Source organism: Flagellimonas sp., assembly GCF_965601775.1.
Classification (GTDB): Bacteria; Bacteroidota; Bacteroidia; order Flavobacteriales; family Flavobacteriaceae; genus Flagellimonas.
In genome coordinates, this window is the sequence record NZ_OZ271837.1 from 3,603,615 (window position 1) to 3,620,330 (window position 16,716).

A 16,716-nucleotide genomic window follows, 5' to 3' on the forward strand; every position below is an offset into this window, starting at 1 on the left:
AATCAATCAAAATATACCTCAGCGGTATTGGATTTTGCGAGTTGATAGAGTTGTTTTATCTGGGCTTCCAAAATACGCTCTTCTGATAAAGGAGGTAGATTATCAAGAGGGAAAAAATCCGCGTCCAACATATCAAACCCGGGTTTCAACGTCCCTCCCGTAATTTGACATAAAAAGTTGAGTTTATATATATAATGGGGTTCCGGAGGATGTGGATGCGCCTGTTTGTCATACACTGCCAATAAACGAACCACCTTTGCAATCAACCCGGTTTCCTCCTGAATTTCTTTTCGTATAACCTCAGAGGGGGTGCAACCAATATCGGCCCATCCGCCGGGAATGGTCCATCTGCCATCCACACTTTCCTTGGCCATAAGCACCTCATTTTTTTCGTTGAGCACAAACCCGCGAACATCCACTTTTGGGGTAGGATAGTCCGTTGTAGGTTGCAGAAAATCCTCAAGCACTTGCAAGGGTGTTTGACTGACTTCAGCCATAAGTTCCAGGCTGATTTTCTTCAATTCTTCATAACGCTCCCTATCATAATCCCCTTCGGCATATACCAAACCCGTATCCGCTATCGCATTGAGTCTTTTGATTAAATTGAGTTGATTTGAGCTCATAGTAGCTTTATGAATGTGCTTCCAATAGGGCGATTAGTGGTTTAAAGTCTTGTGTCTTGGCATGATCTAAGGCAGTGTTACCCCTTGCATCCTTTACAGAAATATCCGCATTATGCTCCAGAAGCAATTTTACAATATCCATATGATTAAAGGTGACTGCATAAATCAAACAGGTGGCACCCATTACATTGGTGACATTGACATTGGCGCCAGCATCAATTAGCATCTTGGCAATTTCGGTGTATCCCTTGAAACAAACACCCATCAAAGCCGTATTACCTGAGCCATCTTTATCGTCAACTCCAGCCCCATGCGATAAAAGTGATTCCGCGACCTCTTTTTGCTTGTAATAGGTGGCCAAAATCAATGGTGTGGAACCTCTGGCATCCTTTGCATCCAACAACCCTGGTTGGCTTTGCAATAGAGAAGTCACCTTTTCTACATTGCCATCGCGTATTTCAGTGAAAAATTGTTCAGTATTTTCCATATGTTTTGAAAGATAAAAAAACTGCCACAACCTTTTCGGTGATGTGGCAGTTAAGTTTAGTTAAACTTTCTTTTTCTCCTATTCTAATTTTTTTGAATCTCTTTTCGATTTAAAATTAATAAGAAACCCATAAGTAATTCGTTGTTAGTGATATGCAATGACTATCAAAAAATAAGCTCCATCTATGCCTCCTATTTCAATTGACGAAAAAATGCCCTCTAATATGGCAGATTTAACCCTATGGAGGTATGATTATTAAATTATCTTTGAAGTAAGCCTTATAAATTAGACTACCTGAAAGGTGTCCAATTTGAAGTCTCCTAAATCGTCAGAATAGTGATATTAATTTTTAAACCTATCTAAAATTCGAACCAATGAAAAAATTCATTTTACCTGTTTTGGTCTTGGCCCTATTTAGTTTTAGTACGGATACTACAAAACTTACCGATGCCGAACGCACCATGGTGATCAAACATCTGGAAGAAACCCGTGACCATATGCAAAAAGTAATTGCTGGGCTTTCTGAGGAGCAATTAAATTTTAAAGCTGAAGAAGACTCTTGGTCCATTGCGGAATGCGTGGAGCACTTGGCCATTTCTGAAAATGCTTTTGGTGGACTTATCCAAAAGACCCTTGCGACTACGCCAAATCCTGCGCTGCGGGATTCGGTTAAACTAAAGGATGAGGAGTTGATGGGCATTATCACTGATCGAAGTAACCGTGTAAAAACTTCAGAAGCTTTTGAACCCAGTGGACAATTCGGTTCCTTCGAAGAAACAGTGAAAGCTTTTATGGACAAACGAGAGGAGCATATTCAGTTTGTAAAAACCACAGAAGACGATTTAAGAAACCGATACAACAGCGATCTGCCTTTTGGTACCGTGGATGGTGTTCAAGTTATCATCTTTGCTGCAGGTCATACCGAGCGTCATGTGCTCCAAATGGAAGAGGTGATGGCCCATAAACTATTTCCCAAAGGGAAATAAAAAAGTGTTAACAATTATTGGCAAACCCTTTCCCTTGTGGAAGGGGTTTATTTTTTAATTTAGTTCTCCATCCGTAAAATCCATTTACATGAGAACCTTGAAGTTTTTGACCTTGATACTTACCGTGTCCTTGTTTACCGTAGGCCTAAATGCGCAGTCCAAAAAGGATAGAAAAATTATAAACGATGCCAAAAAAGCCAAAAAGACCTTGCTAAAGGCCGATATTGGTCTACAACGTTTTTTTGATACTTCTGCTGGTTACGTACTGTTTCCCAATGTAGGCAAAGGCGGTTTTATTATTGGAGGAGCCTCTGGCAATGGGGTGGTATATGAAGGGGGAGAAATGATCGGGATGGCCAACCTTAAAAAGCTGAACGTAGGCTTGCAAGCAGGGGGACAAGCCATTATTGAAATCATCTTTTTTGAAACCTCGGTGGATTTGGAACGCTTTAAGGAAGGTAAGTTCCAATTTGCCGCCGAAGCTTCTGCGGTGGCTTTAAAATCTGGAATTTCTGCCAATGCCAAATACAAAGATGGGGTAGCTGTTTTTGCCCTGCCCAAAGCGGGTCTTATGGCGGATGCCTCGGTAGGGGGACAAAAGTTTGGGTATAAACCCTTCTAATTTCTTAATCCCGGAGTAAAATCTTCAGGAGCATTCTGTGGTTGTTTTGTGGTCCCGGCATCCCCGGTATCATTAAAAATGGTCCATTCTGAAAATGTATAGTTTGGATTCCCTTCTATAATATCTGGATTTCTTAGGGCGCGCCCATCCTCAAATTCATGGTTGGTCCCAGAACCATCTTCTCCTATAATCCCAAATGCATCTATTACTGTTCCGAAAGGGTCCACTAATTCCAAATTGTCATCACCGTTGGAATCTGCAGGGCTATTGGTTGATACGCCCAAATCTGGAGGAAAACCATAGACCAATTCAAATTCCGATGGATTTGGGGATATGATCAAGGTGCTTTCTCCTTCTAGTATTATCCCAGATAAATCAATGGTTGAGCTGACTTCTGTGTTGGCGTTGGTATACCTTCTTAAAGTCCATAAATTTAAGTCTAACTGCTCGGTACTAGAATTGTAGAGCTCCACAAATCTCGCACCTGAATTGTTATTAGGGTCTGCTAGCTCTGATATGAATATTTGGTTTGATGTGAATTCGGTTATAATCTCTGGACATCTTTCATTTGAAAACTGAACGTCCCCTAAACTTCGAATCGCAATCTGGACCTTATTCCCATCCTTTAACAGAACCCCAGTAATCGTTCCATTGGATTCGGGTACAATTTCGCCTTGAAAGTCGGCAAAACCACTGTTGACCATTTCCATTTGTATCTCCTCACAATCCTGAAGAATACGAATAGTCTCTTCTTGCGGTTCTGCAAATGTATTTCCTAATTCTTCATCGGTAAATTCCATATTTTGGAGCTGGACTAAAATTCCAGAAGGTAGTTGAGCAAGGTCCTCAATTGCGACAGTAACGGGTTGTAAATCTTGTGAATCACATATATTAAAAATGTGCTCAGATATTTTTAGGGTAGGTAACCTGCCCACAGATAGATTTCCAAAAGCATTAAAAGTGCCTCCTAATTTGAGTAAATCACCACTCTTCCCTAAAAAAAGACCTTTTACTCCAACTCGCACTTTGCTTCCCTCCTCATAGAAAAGATGGGACTCCCTTAAATCAATTTCCAATTGAATTCCCTGGGAAGGATTGATAGGGCTATCTTGAATATGCAATACACTAAAAAAATTGCCCGCTTTGTCCGAAGAAACTACATATCCCTCAATAAATAATTCTTCTTGAATTTGAATCACTTCATCTTGAACCAGTTGTTCCAATTCGCCATAAGAAATAATGTTATCCAAACTATCGCTGCAATTATCCAATGGTTCGTCATAGTCGGAATTCACACAAGAAAGATGCAAGAGTAGAGCTGCTACAAGTATACTTCCAAAGGGTAGTCTAAATCTCATATCTAAAAGTTTATGGCCAAATTCAAAAAATATGTCCTCCCGAAACCATACCAATATTTCGGACCGAAAGAGGGGGAGCCACTAAGGTTATCCTGCCGAAGTTGTCCATAATTACCATTCCTACTTTGCTCATATCCTCCTGTACGGAAAACTTGATCAAAAACATTGTTTACACTTAGGAATGTGCTGATATATTTCCCTTTATGCAACCATGATTTGCCTCCTACTAGATTTAGCAGATACACCTCATCCAATTTTTCTTGTCGCAACAATTGACTAATATTTTCTTCAGTTGCGCCGGGAAAAGGTATTCCAGTTTCTGGGTCCATGGTGAAACTTCTGGTTCGCGTAATGGAGGAGATATTTATATAGTTATTGTCCAAATAATTAGTTGAAGCTCCCAGCCACCAATATTTTGGGTCTCTATATTCAACTCCCAATGCAAATGCCGTTTGAGGTCCTTGCGCAACTCTTAGGTTTTTTAGCTGGGAAATCCCCAAATCAATATTTCCTCCAGGGTCGATAAGATCCTCCTCAGCACCTGCGGTATCAAAATTTATCTTCACTGAAGGATCGCTAGCGAAGCGGTAATCTCCCAAATTTCCAACCAGTGACAATTTCACAGTGGCCGAAGCCTCATATTCCAAGCCCAATTCAATCCCTTTATGAAGCCTATCCAAACCCGTAATTACCTCTTGAACAAAGTCAGACCCAAATCCTGAATCCACAAAAAAGAAATTGATATCCGTTGTATTCATGAATCTGGTGTAAAATGCAGTTACCCTAGCCGTTAAATTGGATAACCTACCAAAATAGCTTAAATCAATTGCCGATAGGTTTTCGCTAAGAATGTCAGGTACAACATCGTTGTTTTCCCTTGGATTGATGAACACATTTTGCAAAGTTGGGGGTCTATTGATAAGTCCGCCACTTGCTGTCACCCAATGTCGCCCTGAAATGAAATAAGTCGCACCGCCTTTTATTCTTATTGTATTAAAAGAAATTGTGGGACTATTGCCCAAAGAGCCTTCTAGAAATCGTTCATTTTGAAACAGGCCTCTTCTTCCAAAATCAGCTGTATTGTATGAGGCTGAGAGAAAACCTGTGGCCTTTCTAGTGGCAATACTTAGCTGAGCAAACAAGTCTATTTCAGAAGTTTGGGTTTCATAATTGTAGTTGAATCTTTGTCCCTCAGTTTTGTTGTTATCTCCTAAGATATCGTTCTGGGTGTTTGAAAAGGTGTCAATATCTTCATGAAATTGTGCGCCTAGTAAATCATCTATTTGAGCAAAGTTTTGGCTTTGACTCCTTTTGAAATATCCACCAGTACTCAAGGTGATTAAATCATTCAATTCATAATTAAAAGACCCTGCAATACTTATAGAGTTTCCTTCACTGACATCATCATATAAAACATAAGATGCCCTACCCTGATTAGTTTCGTTCATGTTTGCCACATACAACTTATCCCATTGAATTTGGGGATTGACCAAAAAACCTTCCCGGGCCAAATTGGCATTGACAAAATCTGCTCCAAGCGGACCATTTAAATAATAGCTGGGTAGGTACCTGTAATAGGTTGGGTCAGGGTTGGTCGCATTATAAAAACCCAATCTACTTCTTGCATTTGTGCCAAATTGATAAACTGCACCAATGTTCAGTTGGCTTTTTTCAGTCTGCCATCGATAGTTAAGAAGGAAAATAGGTTCAAAAACCTGTGCTTGACGTGAATTTCGAATCTCCCCGTTCTGATTTCCCCAATACGGATTATAGGTGTTTCCCATTAAATTGAATACTTCTTCTCTAACTGCAGAAGAGCGTCCCCTCCTATTTTTAGCTAAGATAGTAGCCAACATTAGGGAGTTATCTTTATTTAAATTGTACTCGATTGCACCAAAAAAGGAAAATGCGTCATACAGGGTACCTTCAATAAATCCTTCTTGCGACCATCTTCTGGAGCCTGACACGGAGTAGGCCAATCCATTTCCTTGCAATCCGGAATTATAGGTTGCCATGATTCTTCCCCGATATGTTCTATTTGAAAGTGAAGAGGATATGCGCAATCCTCCTCTTAGTTCTGAGGGTTTAAGATTGATATTGGTATTTCCTAGAATTCCTCCAAAAACACTATTATTTAAGGCAAGTCCATTGGTGAATTCTTGATTTCTGGTCACGTCATTCAATCCTCCCCAATTGTTCCATTGGGGTCTCCCATTATCCGGTTTGTTCATTGGTACTCCATTCAACATGAGCAGTCCGTTTCTGGAATCGTAACCCCTAACCCTAAAAAATACTTGACCAAAATCAAAAGCGGCCCTTCTTAGAAAAACATCTTTTGTGGACTGTAACAAGCCGGATGAAACAGAGAAAACCTCCTCCGAAGTAAGTTCGCCATCTGTTAGGGAAATTAAGTTGTCCTCTTTATCAGTGGTTAGGTCGTAGGTCAAAAAAATATCCCCAAGGTTTATGTCTTCTTCGATTGCAATTGGTATCCGTTTAGTCGAATAGCCTTTGGCTGTAACCACCAAAATCCGTTCTCCTTGCACATTTACAGACAGCACAAATTTTCCTTCTTCGTCTGAATACGTTGTTTTTAGTGACCCATCTAATGAAATGGTTCCTTGGACAATGGGTTTAAGAGTACGTTCATGAAGTATTGTACCCGAAATTATGGTACGCCGTTGCCCGAAATCTTTGTTGGGAAAACAGAGTACCATGAGAAGCAAAGCAAATCTCATAGTCTAAAAATGTAGGTTAATTTGATAAAGACTGAGGTTAATGTCTTTGTTTCAGGTAGGAAAAATAAACAATTTTGTTTATTTGCAAAATCCCAAATCCAAAATTATGTTGTTTAGAAATCTACTTTTCCTTGTACTACCTATTTTCGCTTTCTGCCAAAACCCCAAAGAATACAAAATAAAATGTATCGCTTTTTATAATGTTGAGAATTTGTTCGACACCGTAAATGACACCTTGGTATTTGATGACGAGCGTACCCCTCAAGGTAGTTACAAATGGAACAACATAAGATATGATAGGAAAATAGAACATATTTCAAAAGTACTGGCCGAAATCGGGCATGAACGCACCCAATCCCCACCAGATATCATTGGACTTTGTGAAATTGAAAATAGGGATGTTCTCGTTGACCTCATCGAACATCCAAATTTGTTGGTTCATGATTATGGTATCATTCATTTTCCTTCTCCTGATGAACGCGGAATTGATGTTGCTCTGCTTTATAAAAAACACTCCTTTCAACCAACATCATTTGTGAGCCATCGTCTTATTTTGGTGGACGAATTCGAAAAACGAAACTATACTCGTGATCAACTCTTGGTAGGAGGTATATTGGATGATGAGCCATTTTATTTTTTGGTCAATCATTGGCCTTCCAGAAGGGGAGGGGAACAAAGGAGCAGACCCAACCGAATCAAAGCTGCCCAATTGAACAAACGGATTATCGATTCCATTCAAAACTTGGAAATCAATGCCAAAATCATAAGTATGGGAGATTTTAATGATGACCCTAAAAATAACAGTTTTAAAAAGGTGTTGAAGACGAAGGGGAAGCGCAGAAATCTCGATAGTATGGACTTGTTCAATCCTATGGAAAAGCTACACAAACAGGGGATAGGTTCACTGGCATACCGAGATAAATGGAACTTGTTTGACCAATTCTTTATGACCTCCAATCTCACAAAGAAAACCCAAGGTTATTTTCTATGGCAAGCAAGCATTTACGCTCCTAGCTATCTTAGAACGTCACACGGGAAATACATTGGATATCCTTTCAGAACATATGCTGGAACTACCTATCAAGGTGGGTACAGTGATCATTTTCCGGTTTATCTGTATCTCATCAAAGAGAATCAGTAGCCCAAAACCCGCAAAGTGGTTTTACCCAAACCACTGCCCCCAAGGAATACGGGACAGGATAAGCAGAAGCCCTAGCCCATAAAATATGGCTATGCTCTTGAATTTTTTGGTGCTTTCCATAAGACGTTTGTGGCGCGACCATCCGATGGTGATCAAGGCAATGGCGATTATATTGGTAAAGGGATGTTCCAAAGCCAAAAGACGTGCAGGGGCGTTTAACCCTCCCATGCCCAAAGTCTGAATGGCCTTAAGCCCATTTGCCGAAACAAAAAACAGAATAAGGCCTACTACCAATTGGATATGGCTAAGAATCAAAGCAAACAGACTAACGCGAAGGTCTTTGTGCATAGTGAAATCACGTTTTCCCAGCCATCCGCCAAGCGCATTAAAGACGGCGAGCACAAGAACGGCCAGTACGATGTATGCAAAATAGGAGTGTAGGTTTTGAAGAATTTCCATGGTCAATTAGTTTGCCTAAAAATAATGATTTTGGGAATAAAAAAACCCTGCCAAAAGGCAGGGTTCTCGAAATTAACTATCTATTGATCGCTTAGTTAAAGCTGTATCGGATTCCCAACTGCATTTGCCATCTTGAAGATACCAATCCGGCATCATCAATAATATTTGTAGTTTCCTCTACACCAGGGTCAAAAGTAAACTCTGGCGTAGTTCCGTCAGCTGCAAAGCCTTCAAAGTTCAACAACTGTACTTGGTTGAAGTTTGTAAAAGTTCTTACCCCCCACTCGCTGTTCAACAAGTTGGTGAAGTTAAAGATATCCGCAGTCAACTCAAGCTTATGCACGTTCTCACCAAACTTGATTCCAAATTCTTGAGCAAATTTCAAGTCAACGATGTGCGTCCAATCTGTCCTATCCGCATTTCTTTCAACAAATTGACCTCTTCTACTTCTTAGGTACTCATCACCTTCGATAACAGCATTCAACGCTTGCCACTGTTGGGCAGCGGTCAAGTCATCGGAATCAATCAATTGTGCCTCTGCTTCATTCGCAGGAACGTAAATCAAGGCTGAGAAACTACCAGTATCAGACAAAAGACCACTACCATTATATACGTAGCTAAACGGAGTACCCTCAGCACCTTCATAGAACAATCCCAATCTTGTCTTTAGATTGTCGTTCCACTTGAAAGTAACGGTAGAGTTGGCGATAATTCTATGGCCTGGCGCAAAGTCCGAAGTAGACAAATCAGGTCTGTTGGAACCATTAACCGTCTCCAAGTTTCTCCATTGAGAACTGTTCTGAGAAGAAGTTCCATCAAAAATACCATCAGAATCACCGTAGGAATACGAAACTGAAGCTGCTGCATCAATTTTGGACCCATAGAAATTTCTACTCAAAGTTCCCACTATATTATATGAGCTTCCTTCGCTAGTATTGGTACCTAAGTAAACTGCATCATAGGTAGGGTCGATTCTTCCAAATCCATAGTTCGGTCTGGATCCTGCTCCTGTTGTCAAAAATCCAGGTTCAGGAAGGTTGATGTTTTCGTAGAAAACCGTATTTACATTATCGTTCCAGACGAAGTCAGCAGAGAATACCAAATCCCATGGAAGTCTTTGGTCCACAGCAATATTGGTTTTGAAAACCTGTGGAAGCTGGAAGTTTTTAGCAAACAAGTCAATCTGACCTCCTACCGCACCGGAACCTTGAGGGGGATCTTGAAGCTGCGTAAATGGGTCAGGGTTGAATGCTGGAACTGGGCCATCACTAGTCGTTCTTTGAATAAAACCAGTGGAAACCCCATTGTTAGTGTACTGACCACCAGGCCAAACCAAAGGTACTCTAGAAGTAAAGATTCCCAAACCACCTCTAATTTGTGTAGTTCGGTCTCCATTGACATCCCAGTTGAAGCCAACTCTTGGAGAAAGGTGTATGCTTGGGTCAATACCTTGACCTACCCTAGCTCCTTGTAAATCCTTACCAGCTGCTTCCAATAACGGAATAGTTCTGTTGTTAAAGTCATCATTTACCCTTCCATCTTCCCAGTAAGGAACATCAATACGAACCCCTACGGAAACTTTAAGGTTGTCGGTAACATCTACCTCGTCTTGTACATAAAATCCAAGTTGGAACAAATCAAACTCAGCTGCCCCTTCGGATTCATCGCCAAAACCTCCAATAAGTGAATACCCATGACGATATCTATTGGCCAATTCCCCATTCAAGAAATCATCAAGACTACTAAATCTGTAATCTCCAAAGTTTTGACGGAAGAATACGTTTCTTACAGAAGTGAATTCGTTGTTCGTACCTAAAGTAATGGTATGACGACCAGAGTAAATATTAAAGTTGTTTGTAATCGTTATAATATCTTGGTCCAACACATTAGCTGTTGAAAAAGGTTCAGAACCAAAGAAGATAGAAGTTCCAGCAGCATCAAAAATTTGTACTGAAGGGAAAGGATCTCCAAATGGGTCTCTGTCGTCACGAACTCTTGTGTAACCCAAGATAAAGTTGTTGGACATATTACTGCCTATCTGAGAGTTCAATTCAAGTGAGGTGGAATTGGTTACCGACTCGAAATTGATAGATCTGTTCAAGAAATTGATTGTTCCCGTGTTGGAGCCAGCAGCGTTGAATTGTACTGCTTTCACATAACTGTGTCTTAAGGACAATTTGTTTTTCTCATCAATGTTCCAGTCCAACTTGGCTATCAACTTGTCACTTTCCAAAGACTCAATGCTATTGGCAAAAGTTCCTGGATTGTATCCAAAATTGGTAATCAAGAAGTTAGAAAGACCATCAAGGTCGGCCTGGGTAGCATCTCCTCGATAGGTGGAAATATCAAAAGGTTGCGGGGTCTCCACTTCTTGCCTTTCATAGTTAACGAAGAAGAAAACCTTGTCCTTTACGATTGGCCCACCAATCCTGACGCCATAAGTGTTTGCAGTAAACTCGTCCAATTTTTCTCTCTCGCCGCTGTCACCTACCAGACCTTCTGGGGTTTTTCCAGAGAAGTTCTCGTTTCTAAACAGTGCATAAGCGGACCCTTGAAATTGGTTGGTACCCGATTTTGTGATGGCATTGATGGAACCTCCGGCGAATCCTGATTGACGTACATCAAAAGGAGCTACATTGATTTGGAAAGACTCAATCGCATCCAATGAGATTGGGCTTACTCCTGTTTGACCCCCATTGGTACCGTTTCCGGCAAGTCCAAAAGCATCATTGTTCACGGCACCATCAATATAGATGGCATTGAATCTATTGTTCTGACCACTAATGGAAATTACGTCGTCTCCTGTTACCCTAGCTTGAGGTGTTAATCTTGCAAAATCAGCAATATTCCGGGAAACGGAAGGTAAAGTATTTACTTGCTCTCTTGAAACATTGGTTTCTGCTCCGGTCTTACTAGGGTCAAAAACTCCTGTAGAAGTGGCCGTAATCACAACTTCATCCAAAGCCGTGGCAGACTCTTGCATTTGAGAACTGATCCTTTCGGATTGTCCTAAGTTTAGATAGACATTGTCTCTAACATCATCGTTAAATCCAATGTAAGAAATCGTGACTTTGTAGGGTCCCCCGGTTCTCATACCTGAGATTCGATAGAAACCGTCAAAATCCGTAGCAGCACCATACGTTGTTCCTGATGGTGTGTGGACTGCAACAATACTGGCGCCAGGAAGAGGTTCTCCAGTATTGTCGGTTACCTTACCTCCAAGAGAGGAAGTTGTAACCCCTTGTGCAAAGGCCGTAGCTGAAAACAATACAGCAACGATGGCCAAGTAGAATTTTTTCATTTTACAGTATTAAATTGATCAAATAGCCCTGCAAAAGTGTGGCATTTTTAACATTCCTTTATTAAGGGAATGTTAAATAAAAAAAGGCTTCTTAACGTTTAATTAACATTAAGTTAACTGATAATCAATGAGTTAAGAATTGATAATCTTAAAGGATTCTTAATTTAACCTTTAAAAAACTGAAGAAGTTGCATTGTGGAACTATCGTGACTACCAATTTGGGAATTTTCAAGGTCGGCAAGTATATTTTTAGCGAGTTGTTTCCCCAATTCCACACCCCATTGGTCGTAACTGAAAATGTTCCAAATTACACCTTGCACAAATATTCGATGTTCGTACAATGCAATTAAGGCTCCTAAATTCTTTGGAGTAAGCTTCTTTATTAGTAAAGTAGTCGTTGGTCTATTTCCATCGAATACCTTAAATGGAACGATAGATTCCATTTGTTCGGGTGAGAGTCCCTGTTGTTTCAATTCGGATGTAACCTCTGCTTCATCCTTTCCGTTCATAAGGGCTTCCGTCTGGGCAAAAAAGTTGGCCATTAATTTGTTGTGGTGGTCCAAATCTCCATGAAGTGATTCCTTAAAGCCTATGAAGTCCGTTGGGATGAGCTTGGTTCCCTGGTGTATTAACTGGAAGAAAGCGTGTTGCGAATTAGTTCCGGGTTCTCCCCAAATAATGGTACCCGTTTCGTGGGAAATAGAGTTTCCTGCCCTATCCCTGCTTTTCCCATTACTTTCCATTATTCCTTGTTGCAAATAGGCCGAAAACCTATGAAGGTATTGGGAGTAAGGTATTATGGCTTCCGTTTCAGCTCCAAAAAAGTTATTGTACCAAACCGTGAGCAAACCAAGAACAACGGGGAGATTTTTTGTGAATGGTGCTGTTTTAAAATGATTGTCCATGGTTTGGGCACCATCCAAGAGGTCCTCGAAGTTTTGATACCCGATTGAAAGGGCTATCGAAAGACCCACTGCACTCCATAAAGAAAAACGTCCACCCACCCAATCCCACATAGGGAATACATTTTCAGAACTTATTCCAAACTCGTCAATTTTTTGCAAATTGGTGGAAACCGCAACAAAATGCTTAGCAACGTCACTTTCTGAAGCATGCTTTAGAAACCATTTTTTAATCGTAAGGGCATTGCTTAAAGTTTCTTGGGTAGTAAATGATTTTGAAACAATGACAAAAAGAGTGGTTTCTGGATTAAGTCCCTTTAGGGTTTCATATACGTGATCACCATCTATATTGCTCACAAAATGCACATTCAGATGGTTCTTGTAGAACTTTAAGGCTTCTGTCACCATGACGGGACCCAAATCTGAACCTCCAATACCAATATTCACAACATCGGTAAAAGATTTACCGGAATATCCCTTGGCGCTACCGGAAATTATGCGCTCTGTGAAAGTTTTTATCTTATTCCTTACCTCGTACACCTCAGGAACAATGTTCTTTCCATTTACTTCAACAGAATCACCGCTTTTGGCTCTAAGTGCAGTATGCAAAACAGCCCTGCCCTCAGTTTCATTGATATTTTCACCTTTGAAATACTTGGTTATTGCTTCTTTAAGTTTGACTTCCTCAGCCAAATCCAATAACAAATCGAGCGTTTTCTGGGTTATCCGGTTCTTGGAATAGTCAACAAAAAAATCCTCAAAATGGATAGAAAACTGGGAAGCTCTATTGGGATTTTCTTTAAAAAGTGTTTTTAAGTGTTGGGGGCGTATTTGGTCGAAATGGGTCTGGAGTTTTTTCCAGGATTCAGTTGTTGTGGGGTTGATTTTGGAGAGCGCCATCTTGTGAGTTATAGGTTATCAGTGTTTCTTCTTCTTGCTTAGGTTTTTCAAACTCTATGCAATCCAGTTGCTGTTTTATAGGTGTAATGTGCTCCAGATAACCAACACGTAAAGAGTCTGCTATAGGTTCTGCCGCAGGTAATTTTTCGCGTAACGGGTCAACCTGTCTTCCATTCTTCCAAAAGCGATAGCAAACATGGGGGCCCCCAGTATTACCTGTCATTCCTACCCATCCTATTACATCACCTTGCCGTACGAACTCTCCTCTTTTTACGGCCTGCTTCCTCATATGTAGGTACTGGGTGCTGTAAGTGCCATTGTGTCTGATCTTAACGTACTTGCCATTACCTCCTCGTCTGGTAGATTCCGTTACCGTTCCATCCGCTGTGGCAATAATGGGCGTTCCTATGGGAGCGGCATAATCCGTTCCTTTGTGAGGTCTCACTTTGTATCCATAATAGGCTATCCTCCTTTTGAGATTGTACCTTGAGGAAAGGCGGTATCCAAATTTAATTGGCGCCCTAAGGAAAGTGCTTCTTAGATTATTTCCTTCATCATCAAAATAATCCTGGATTTGTTTTAGAGAATCTGTTACATAAGGAAAGGCATAAACCTGCTTTCCCTTATGTTCAAAAAGTGCTGCTTCAATAGGTTCTACCCCTGCATAAATACTATCGTTGATATATCTCTCTTTAAACAGAATCTTGAACTTATCTCCCTTTTCCAATTTGAAAAAGTCTATGGTCCAAGCATAAATTTCGGAAAGATTTATGGTGACGAGGTAATCCACACCAAGGCTATCCAATGTTTGGGAAAGCGAACTCTTAATTTCCCCAGACACTTCTCTAGGCACATATTTTACCTTTTTCTTGCTCTTGTAGGCCACGGCCGAATCCCTTAAATCAACCACAGTGTAATTGATTTTATCGTTCTCATAAATAAATACTTCTGCTTTCTCTAAAGTATCCAGGGATTTGAGAATCGTGTAAGGACGGCCTACTTTAATTCGCTTTACATCAAAGCTATCTTTATACTCTTCAGATATGGTTACTATTTTAGGATAGTCCACATGGTTTGCAAGCATCAGTTTTCCAAAACTGTCTCCCCTACGAACGGTATCATACACTACCTTGAATTCATCAAGGTAAAAACCATACACTTTTTTCTTGGGCGCCTCTACTGGAATTTGAGCTATCTCGATGGGTTCAACTTTCTTGGTCTCCTTACATCCAACGAATACCAGTATCAAAATGACGATGCCCCAATATTTCCCCATGTTAAATTGTATTGTTTTCCGGATTAAAAATGTGGTCCACCCACTGCTTTCCCCAATTTTCCTTTTCTTCTTCTGAGTGCAAATTTGGGAAAAATATTATTCTCTGAAAACTTGGAGGCAAATACGCCTTCCAATTGGTGCCTCCAGTAGCATCTACCTCTGCTTTTTCCCTTGCCAAATACCGGTATGCCGACCCCATGTGCATTAAGGGCCAATTTACATTGGCATTTACATCCAATTTCTTTAACGCATTTATAAGCTCTTCATTGTTCTTGGATGCTTCCGGGAGCTGCAAATACTTGTGATAGATGGTGTTGTTTTTTACTTGATTTGAGATACGAAGTAATCTTGGGGTGTATCTAAATTCAAACTGCTTTAAAGTCAAGGTCTTTTCACCTGTATTGATGTCGGTTGCTCCTTTTTTCCAATATATATGTTCAAAGAGCTCTTCTATGGAATTTTTTGAGGAGAAAACTTCCCTTTCATCGGAATGGACCAAATTCTCCAATGGCGTGGCATAAATCTCAATCATTCTGTATTGGGCAGATTGAAATCCACTTGCAGGCAATAATGCCATTCTGTATCGCAGAAATTGCTCGCGCTCCATGCCCTTGATCATAATACTGAAGGATGATATCAACGCCTTGTAGTAGCTATTTATCCTCCGTACCCTTTCCAACAAAAAGGACAAGTCTTGGGATTTATCTTCCACTATCTGTTTTTGCTCATGCAAAATCAGCTTAAAATATAATTCCGTTATCTGATGATACATGATGAAAATTTCTTCATCCGGAAAATGGGTTCTGGGTACCTGAAGACTCAGTAGGGTATCTAAATGTATATAATCCCAGTAGGTAAGATATCTTTGATATAGCAGCCCGTCCAGATAGGAGCTAAGGTCCTGACCTGAATCTTTGTATTTTTCTTCAAGTTTGTTTATTTGGGACTTAATGATGTCGTCCTGGTTCATGCAGTATGTTCTATCGCTTCTTCATTATTATTTTAAACTGGTTGCGAAGCCCATTGTAACCATCTAAATCTGCTTTTAAAGACCCCACTGCCAAATCTGCCTTTATACGGACAGGTATTTTGTTCAAATCGTTGGATACCCAAAGGGTAAGGCTTTCTTTTTCCTTAAAAACCCTCCCCGACTGAACCAAAGGTCTAAATTTAAGACATTCTACTTTTCCAAATTTGGTGCGGATAACTTCTTTTCCTAAAAATTTCAACTTAAACCTGAAAACCCCATCATCATCAAACAGCATATCCAAATCAATAGATTCTCCTTTCTTGAACTCATCAAGTTTATATTTATTCCTTAAATGGTATGATGCAGATAAGAGGTCTTGAATATCATCGTTTACAGGAATATTAAATTCCTTGCCATTCTTATTATCTTTTAAAACGGCGTTTTCCGCTCCGTAATCAAAATCTATTTCAATGTCCTTAGTATAGCCTCCTTCATTTATTTTTCTGATAAATCGATAGGGTTTGCCGTCATGCCGTCCAAAATAGCTTTCATAGGTATCATCCACTTTAAAGAAGATACTGGCAAAGCCTGTTGTTTTACCTCTGCCTACCACGTGATACACCGGTATACTATCAATAGTATCCGTGCTTAGCTGCAAGGTGGCATAGCTGGCATTTAGGAATCCGTAGTGAATACGAAACTTGAGCCACTCTCCTGATTTGAAGGCGGGATATGTTTTTTGCGCAACCATGGGAAGCGTGAAAAGAATACAAAGTAGGATGTATATTTTCTTCATAGCCTAAGTTATAGGTGTAAAATTAGTAAATTCATGTTTCAAGATGGTTAGGTTACTATTACTTAAACAAAAGCTATTCCAAAATATTATATCCATAAAAAAAGCCCAGTTTAGCAACTGGGCTTTTCCTAAATAACCAACCAAACTTTAAATTATG

13 protein-coding genes are annotated in these 16,716 nt (G+C 40.2%); 3 read left to right on the plus strand and 10 right to left on the minus strand.

Annotation, left to right across the window (positions count from 1 at the left end):
• Positions 1-2: 2 nt before the first annotated feature.
• Both ACSLUF_RS16635 and ACSLUF_RS16640 read right to left on the minus strand, forming a co-directional pair.
• Positions 3-623 (minus strand): NUDIX hydrolase, encoded by a 621-nt coding sequence (locus tag ACSLUF_RS16635; protein ID WP_435623788.1) that lies wholly within the window; start codon positions 621-623, stop codon positions 3-5.
• A 7-nt stretch (positions 624-630) separates the two neighbouring features.
• Positions 631-1,110, minus strand: a complete 480-nt coding sequence (locus ACSLUF_RS16640) for an ankyrin repeat domain-containing protein (protein WP_435623789.1) — start codon at positions 1,108-1,110, stop codon at positions 631-633.
• Positions 1,111-1,484: 374 nt separating this feature from the next.
• Here ACSLUF_RS16640 and ACSLUF_RS16645 point away from each other — a divergent pair, with 374 nt between their 5' ends.
• Entirely contained in the window at positions 1,485-2,096 is a 612-nt protein-coding gene (locus ACSLUF_RS16645) for a DinB family protein (protein WP_435623790.1), read from the plus strand.
• An 88-nt stretch (positions 2,097-2,184) separates the two neighbouring features.
• A complete protein-coding gene (locus ACSLUF_RS16650) occupies positions 2,185-2,718 on the plus strand; it encodes a hypothetical protein (RefSeq protein ID WP_435623791.1) in 534 nt (177 codons plus the stop codon).
• On the opposite strand, the gene ACSLUF_RS16655 is transcribed toward ACSLUF_RS16650, so the two are convergent.
• Both ACSLUF_RS16655 and ACSLUF_RS16660 read right to left on the minus strand, forming a co-directional pair.
• Positions 2,715-4,076 (minus strand): DUF5689 domain-containing protein, encoded by a 1,362-nt coding sequence (locus ACSLUF_RS16655; protein ID WP_435623792.1) that lies wholly within the window; start codon positions 4,074-4,076, stop codon positions 2,715-2,717. The genes ACSLUF_RS16650 and ACSLUF_RS16655 overlap by 4 nt on opposite strands.
• A gap of 2 nt (positions 4,077-4,078) precedes the next feature.
• Positions 4,079-6,814, minus strand: coding sequence for a carboxypeptidase-like regulatory domain-containing protein (locus tag ACSLUF_RS16660; RefSeq protein ID WP_435623793.1), 2,736 nt, complete (start codon positions 6,812-6,814; stop codon positions 4,079-4,081).
• A 106-nt stretch (positions 6,815-6,920) separates the two neighbouring features.
• Between ACSLUF_RS16660 and ACSLUF_RS16665 the strand changes: the two genes are divergently transcribed.
• Complete coding sequence (locus ACSLUF_RS16665) at positions 6,921-7,955, plus strand: endonuclease/exonuclease/phosphatase family protein (protein WP_435623794.1); 1,035 nt, start codon at positions 6,921-6,923, stop codon at positions 7,953-7,955.
• Positions 7,956-7,976: 21 nt separating this feature from the next.
• Here ACSLUF_RS16665 and ACSLUF_RS16670 read toward each other — a convergent pair whose 3' ends face one another.
• From ACSLUF_RS16670 to ACSLUF_RS16695, 6 genes are all read right to left on the minus strand, one after another.
• Positions 7,977-8,414, minus strand: a complete 438-nt coding sequence (locus ACSLUF_RS16670) for a hypothetical protein (RefSeq protein ID WP_435623795.1) — start codon at positions 8,412-8,414, stop codon at positions 7,977-7,979.
• Between the two features lie 91 nt (positions 8,415-8,505).
• Positions 8,506-11,715 (minus strand): TonB-dependent receptor, encoded by a 3,210-nt coding sequence (locus ACSLUF_RS16675; RefSeq protein WP_435623796.1) that lies wholly within the window; start codon positions 11,713-11,715, stop codon positions 8,506-8,508.
• A 164-nt stretch (positions 11,716-11,879) separates the two neighbouring features.
• Positions 11,880-13,517: a glucose-6-phosphate isomerase gene (gene pgi, locus ACSLUF_RS16680; RefSeq protein WP_435623797.1), complete on the minus strand. Its 1,638-nt coding sequence runs from the start codon at positions 13,515-13,517 to the stop codon at positions 11,880-11,882.
• Positions 13,483-14,793 (minus strand): peptidoglycan DD-metalloendopeptidase family protein, encoded by a 1,311-nt coding sequence (locus tag ACSLUF_RS16685; protein WP_435623798.1) that lies wholly within the window; start codon positions 14,791-14,793, stop codon positions 13,483-13,485. The genes pgi and ACSLUF_RS16685 overlap by 35 nt, the downstream gene beginning before the upstream one ends.
• 1 nt (position 14,794) lies before the next feature.
• Positions 14,795-15,763 carry a tryptophan 2,3-dioxygenase family protein gene (locus tag ACSLUF_RS16690; RefSeq protein ID WP_435623799.1) on the minus strand — a complete coding sequence of 323 codons (969 nt, stop codon included), beginning with the start codon at positions 15,761-15,763 and terminating at the stop codon, positions 14,795-14,797.
• A 10-nt stretch (positions 15,764-15,773) separates the two neighbouring features.
• Positions 15,774-16,559: a DUF3108 domain-containing protein gene (locus ACSLUF_RS16695; RefSeq protein WP_435623800.1), complete on the minus strand. Its 786-nt coding sequence runs from the start codon at positions 16,557-16,559 to the stop codon at positions 15,774-15,776.
• Between the last annotated feature and the right edge of the window lie 157 nt (positions 16,560-16,716).

Excerpts from the sequence above, each read along its gene's own strand:
- ACSLUF_RS16645 (WP_435623790.1), top strand. The coding sequence starts at position 1,485 with ATGAAAAAATTCATTTTACCTGTTTTGGTCTTGGCCCTATTTAGTTTT.
- ACSLUF_RS16670 (WP_435623795.1), bottom strand. The coding sequence starts at position 8,414 with ATGGAAATTCTTCAAAACCTACACTCCTATTTTGCATACATCGTACTG.
- ACSLUF_RS16695 (WP_435623800.1), bottom strand. The coding sequence starts at position 16,559 with ATGAAGAAAATATACATCCTACTTTGTATTCTTTTCACGCTTCCCATG.
- ACSLUF_RS16635 (WP_435623788.1), bottom strand. The coding sequence starts at position 623 with ATGAGCTCAAATCAACTCAATTTAATCAAAAGACTCAATGCGATAGCG.
- pgi (WP_435623797.1), bottom strand. The coding sequence starts at position 13,517 with ATGGCGCTCTCCAAAATCAACCCCACAACAACTGAATCCTGGAAAAAA.
- ACSLUF_RS16655 (WP_435623792.1), bottom strand. The coding sequence starts at position 4,076 with ATGAGATTTAGACTACCCTTTGGAAGTATACTTGTAGCAGCTCTACTC.
- ACSLUF_RS16640 (WP_435623789.1), bottom strand. The coding sequence starts at position 1,110 with ATGGAAAATACTGAACAATTTTTCACTGAAATACGCGATGGCAATGTA.
- ACSLUF_RS16675 (WP_435623796.1), bottom strand. The coding sequence starts at position 11,715 with ATGAAAAAATTCTACTTGGCCATCGTTGCTGTATTGTTTTCAGCTACG.
- ACSLUF_RS16690 (WP_435623799.1), bottom strand. The coding sequence starts at position 15,763 with ATGAACCAGGACGACATCATTAAGTCCCAAATAAACAAACTTGAAGAA.
- ACSLUF_RS16665 (WP_435623794.1), top strand. The coding sequence starts at position 6,921 with ATGTTGTTTAGAAATCTACTTTTCCTTGTACTACCTATTTTCGCTTTC.
- ACSLUF_RS16650 (WP_435623791.1), top strand. The coding sequence starts at position 2,185 with ATGAGAACCTTGAAGTTTTTGACCTTGATACTTACCGTGTCCTTGTTT.
- ACSLUF_RS16660 (WP_435623793.1), bottom strand. The coding sequence starts at position 6,814 with ATGAGATTTGCTTTGCTTCTCATGGTACTCTGTTTTCCCAACAAAGAT.
- ACSLUF_RS16685 (WP_435623798.1), bottom strand. The coding sequence starts at position 14,793 with ATGGGGAAATATTGGGGCATCGTCATTTTGATACTGGTATTCGTTGGA.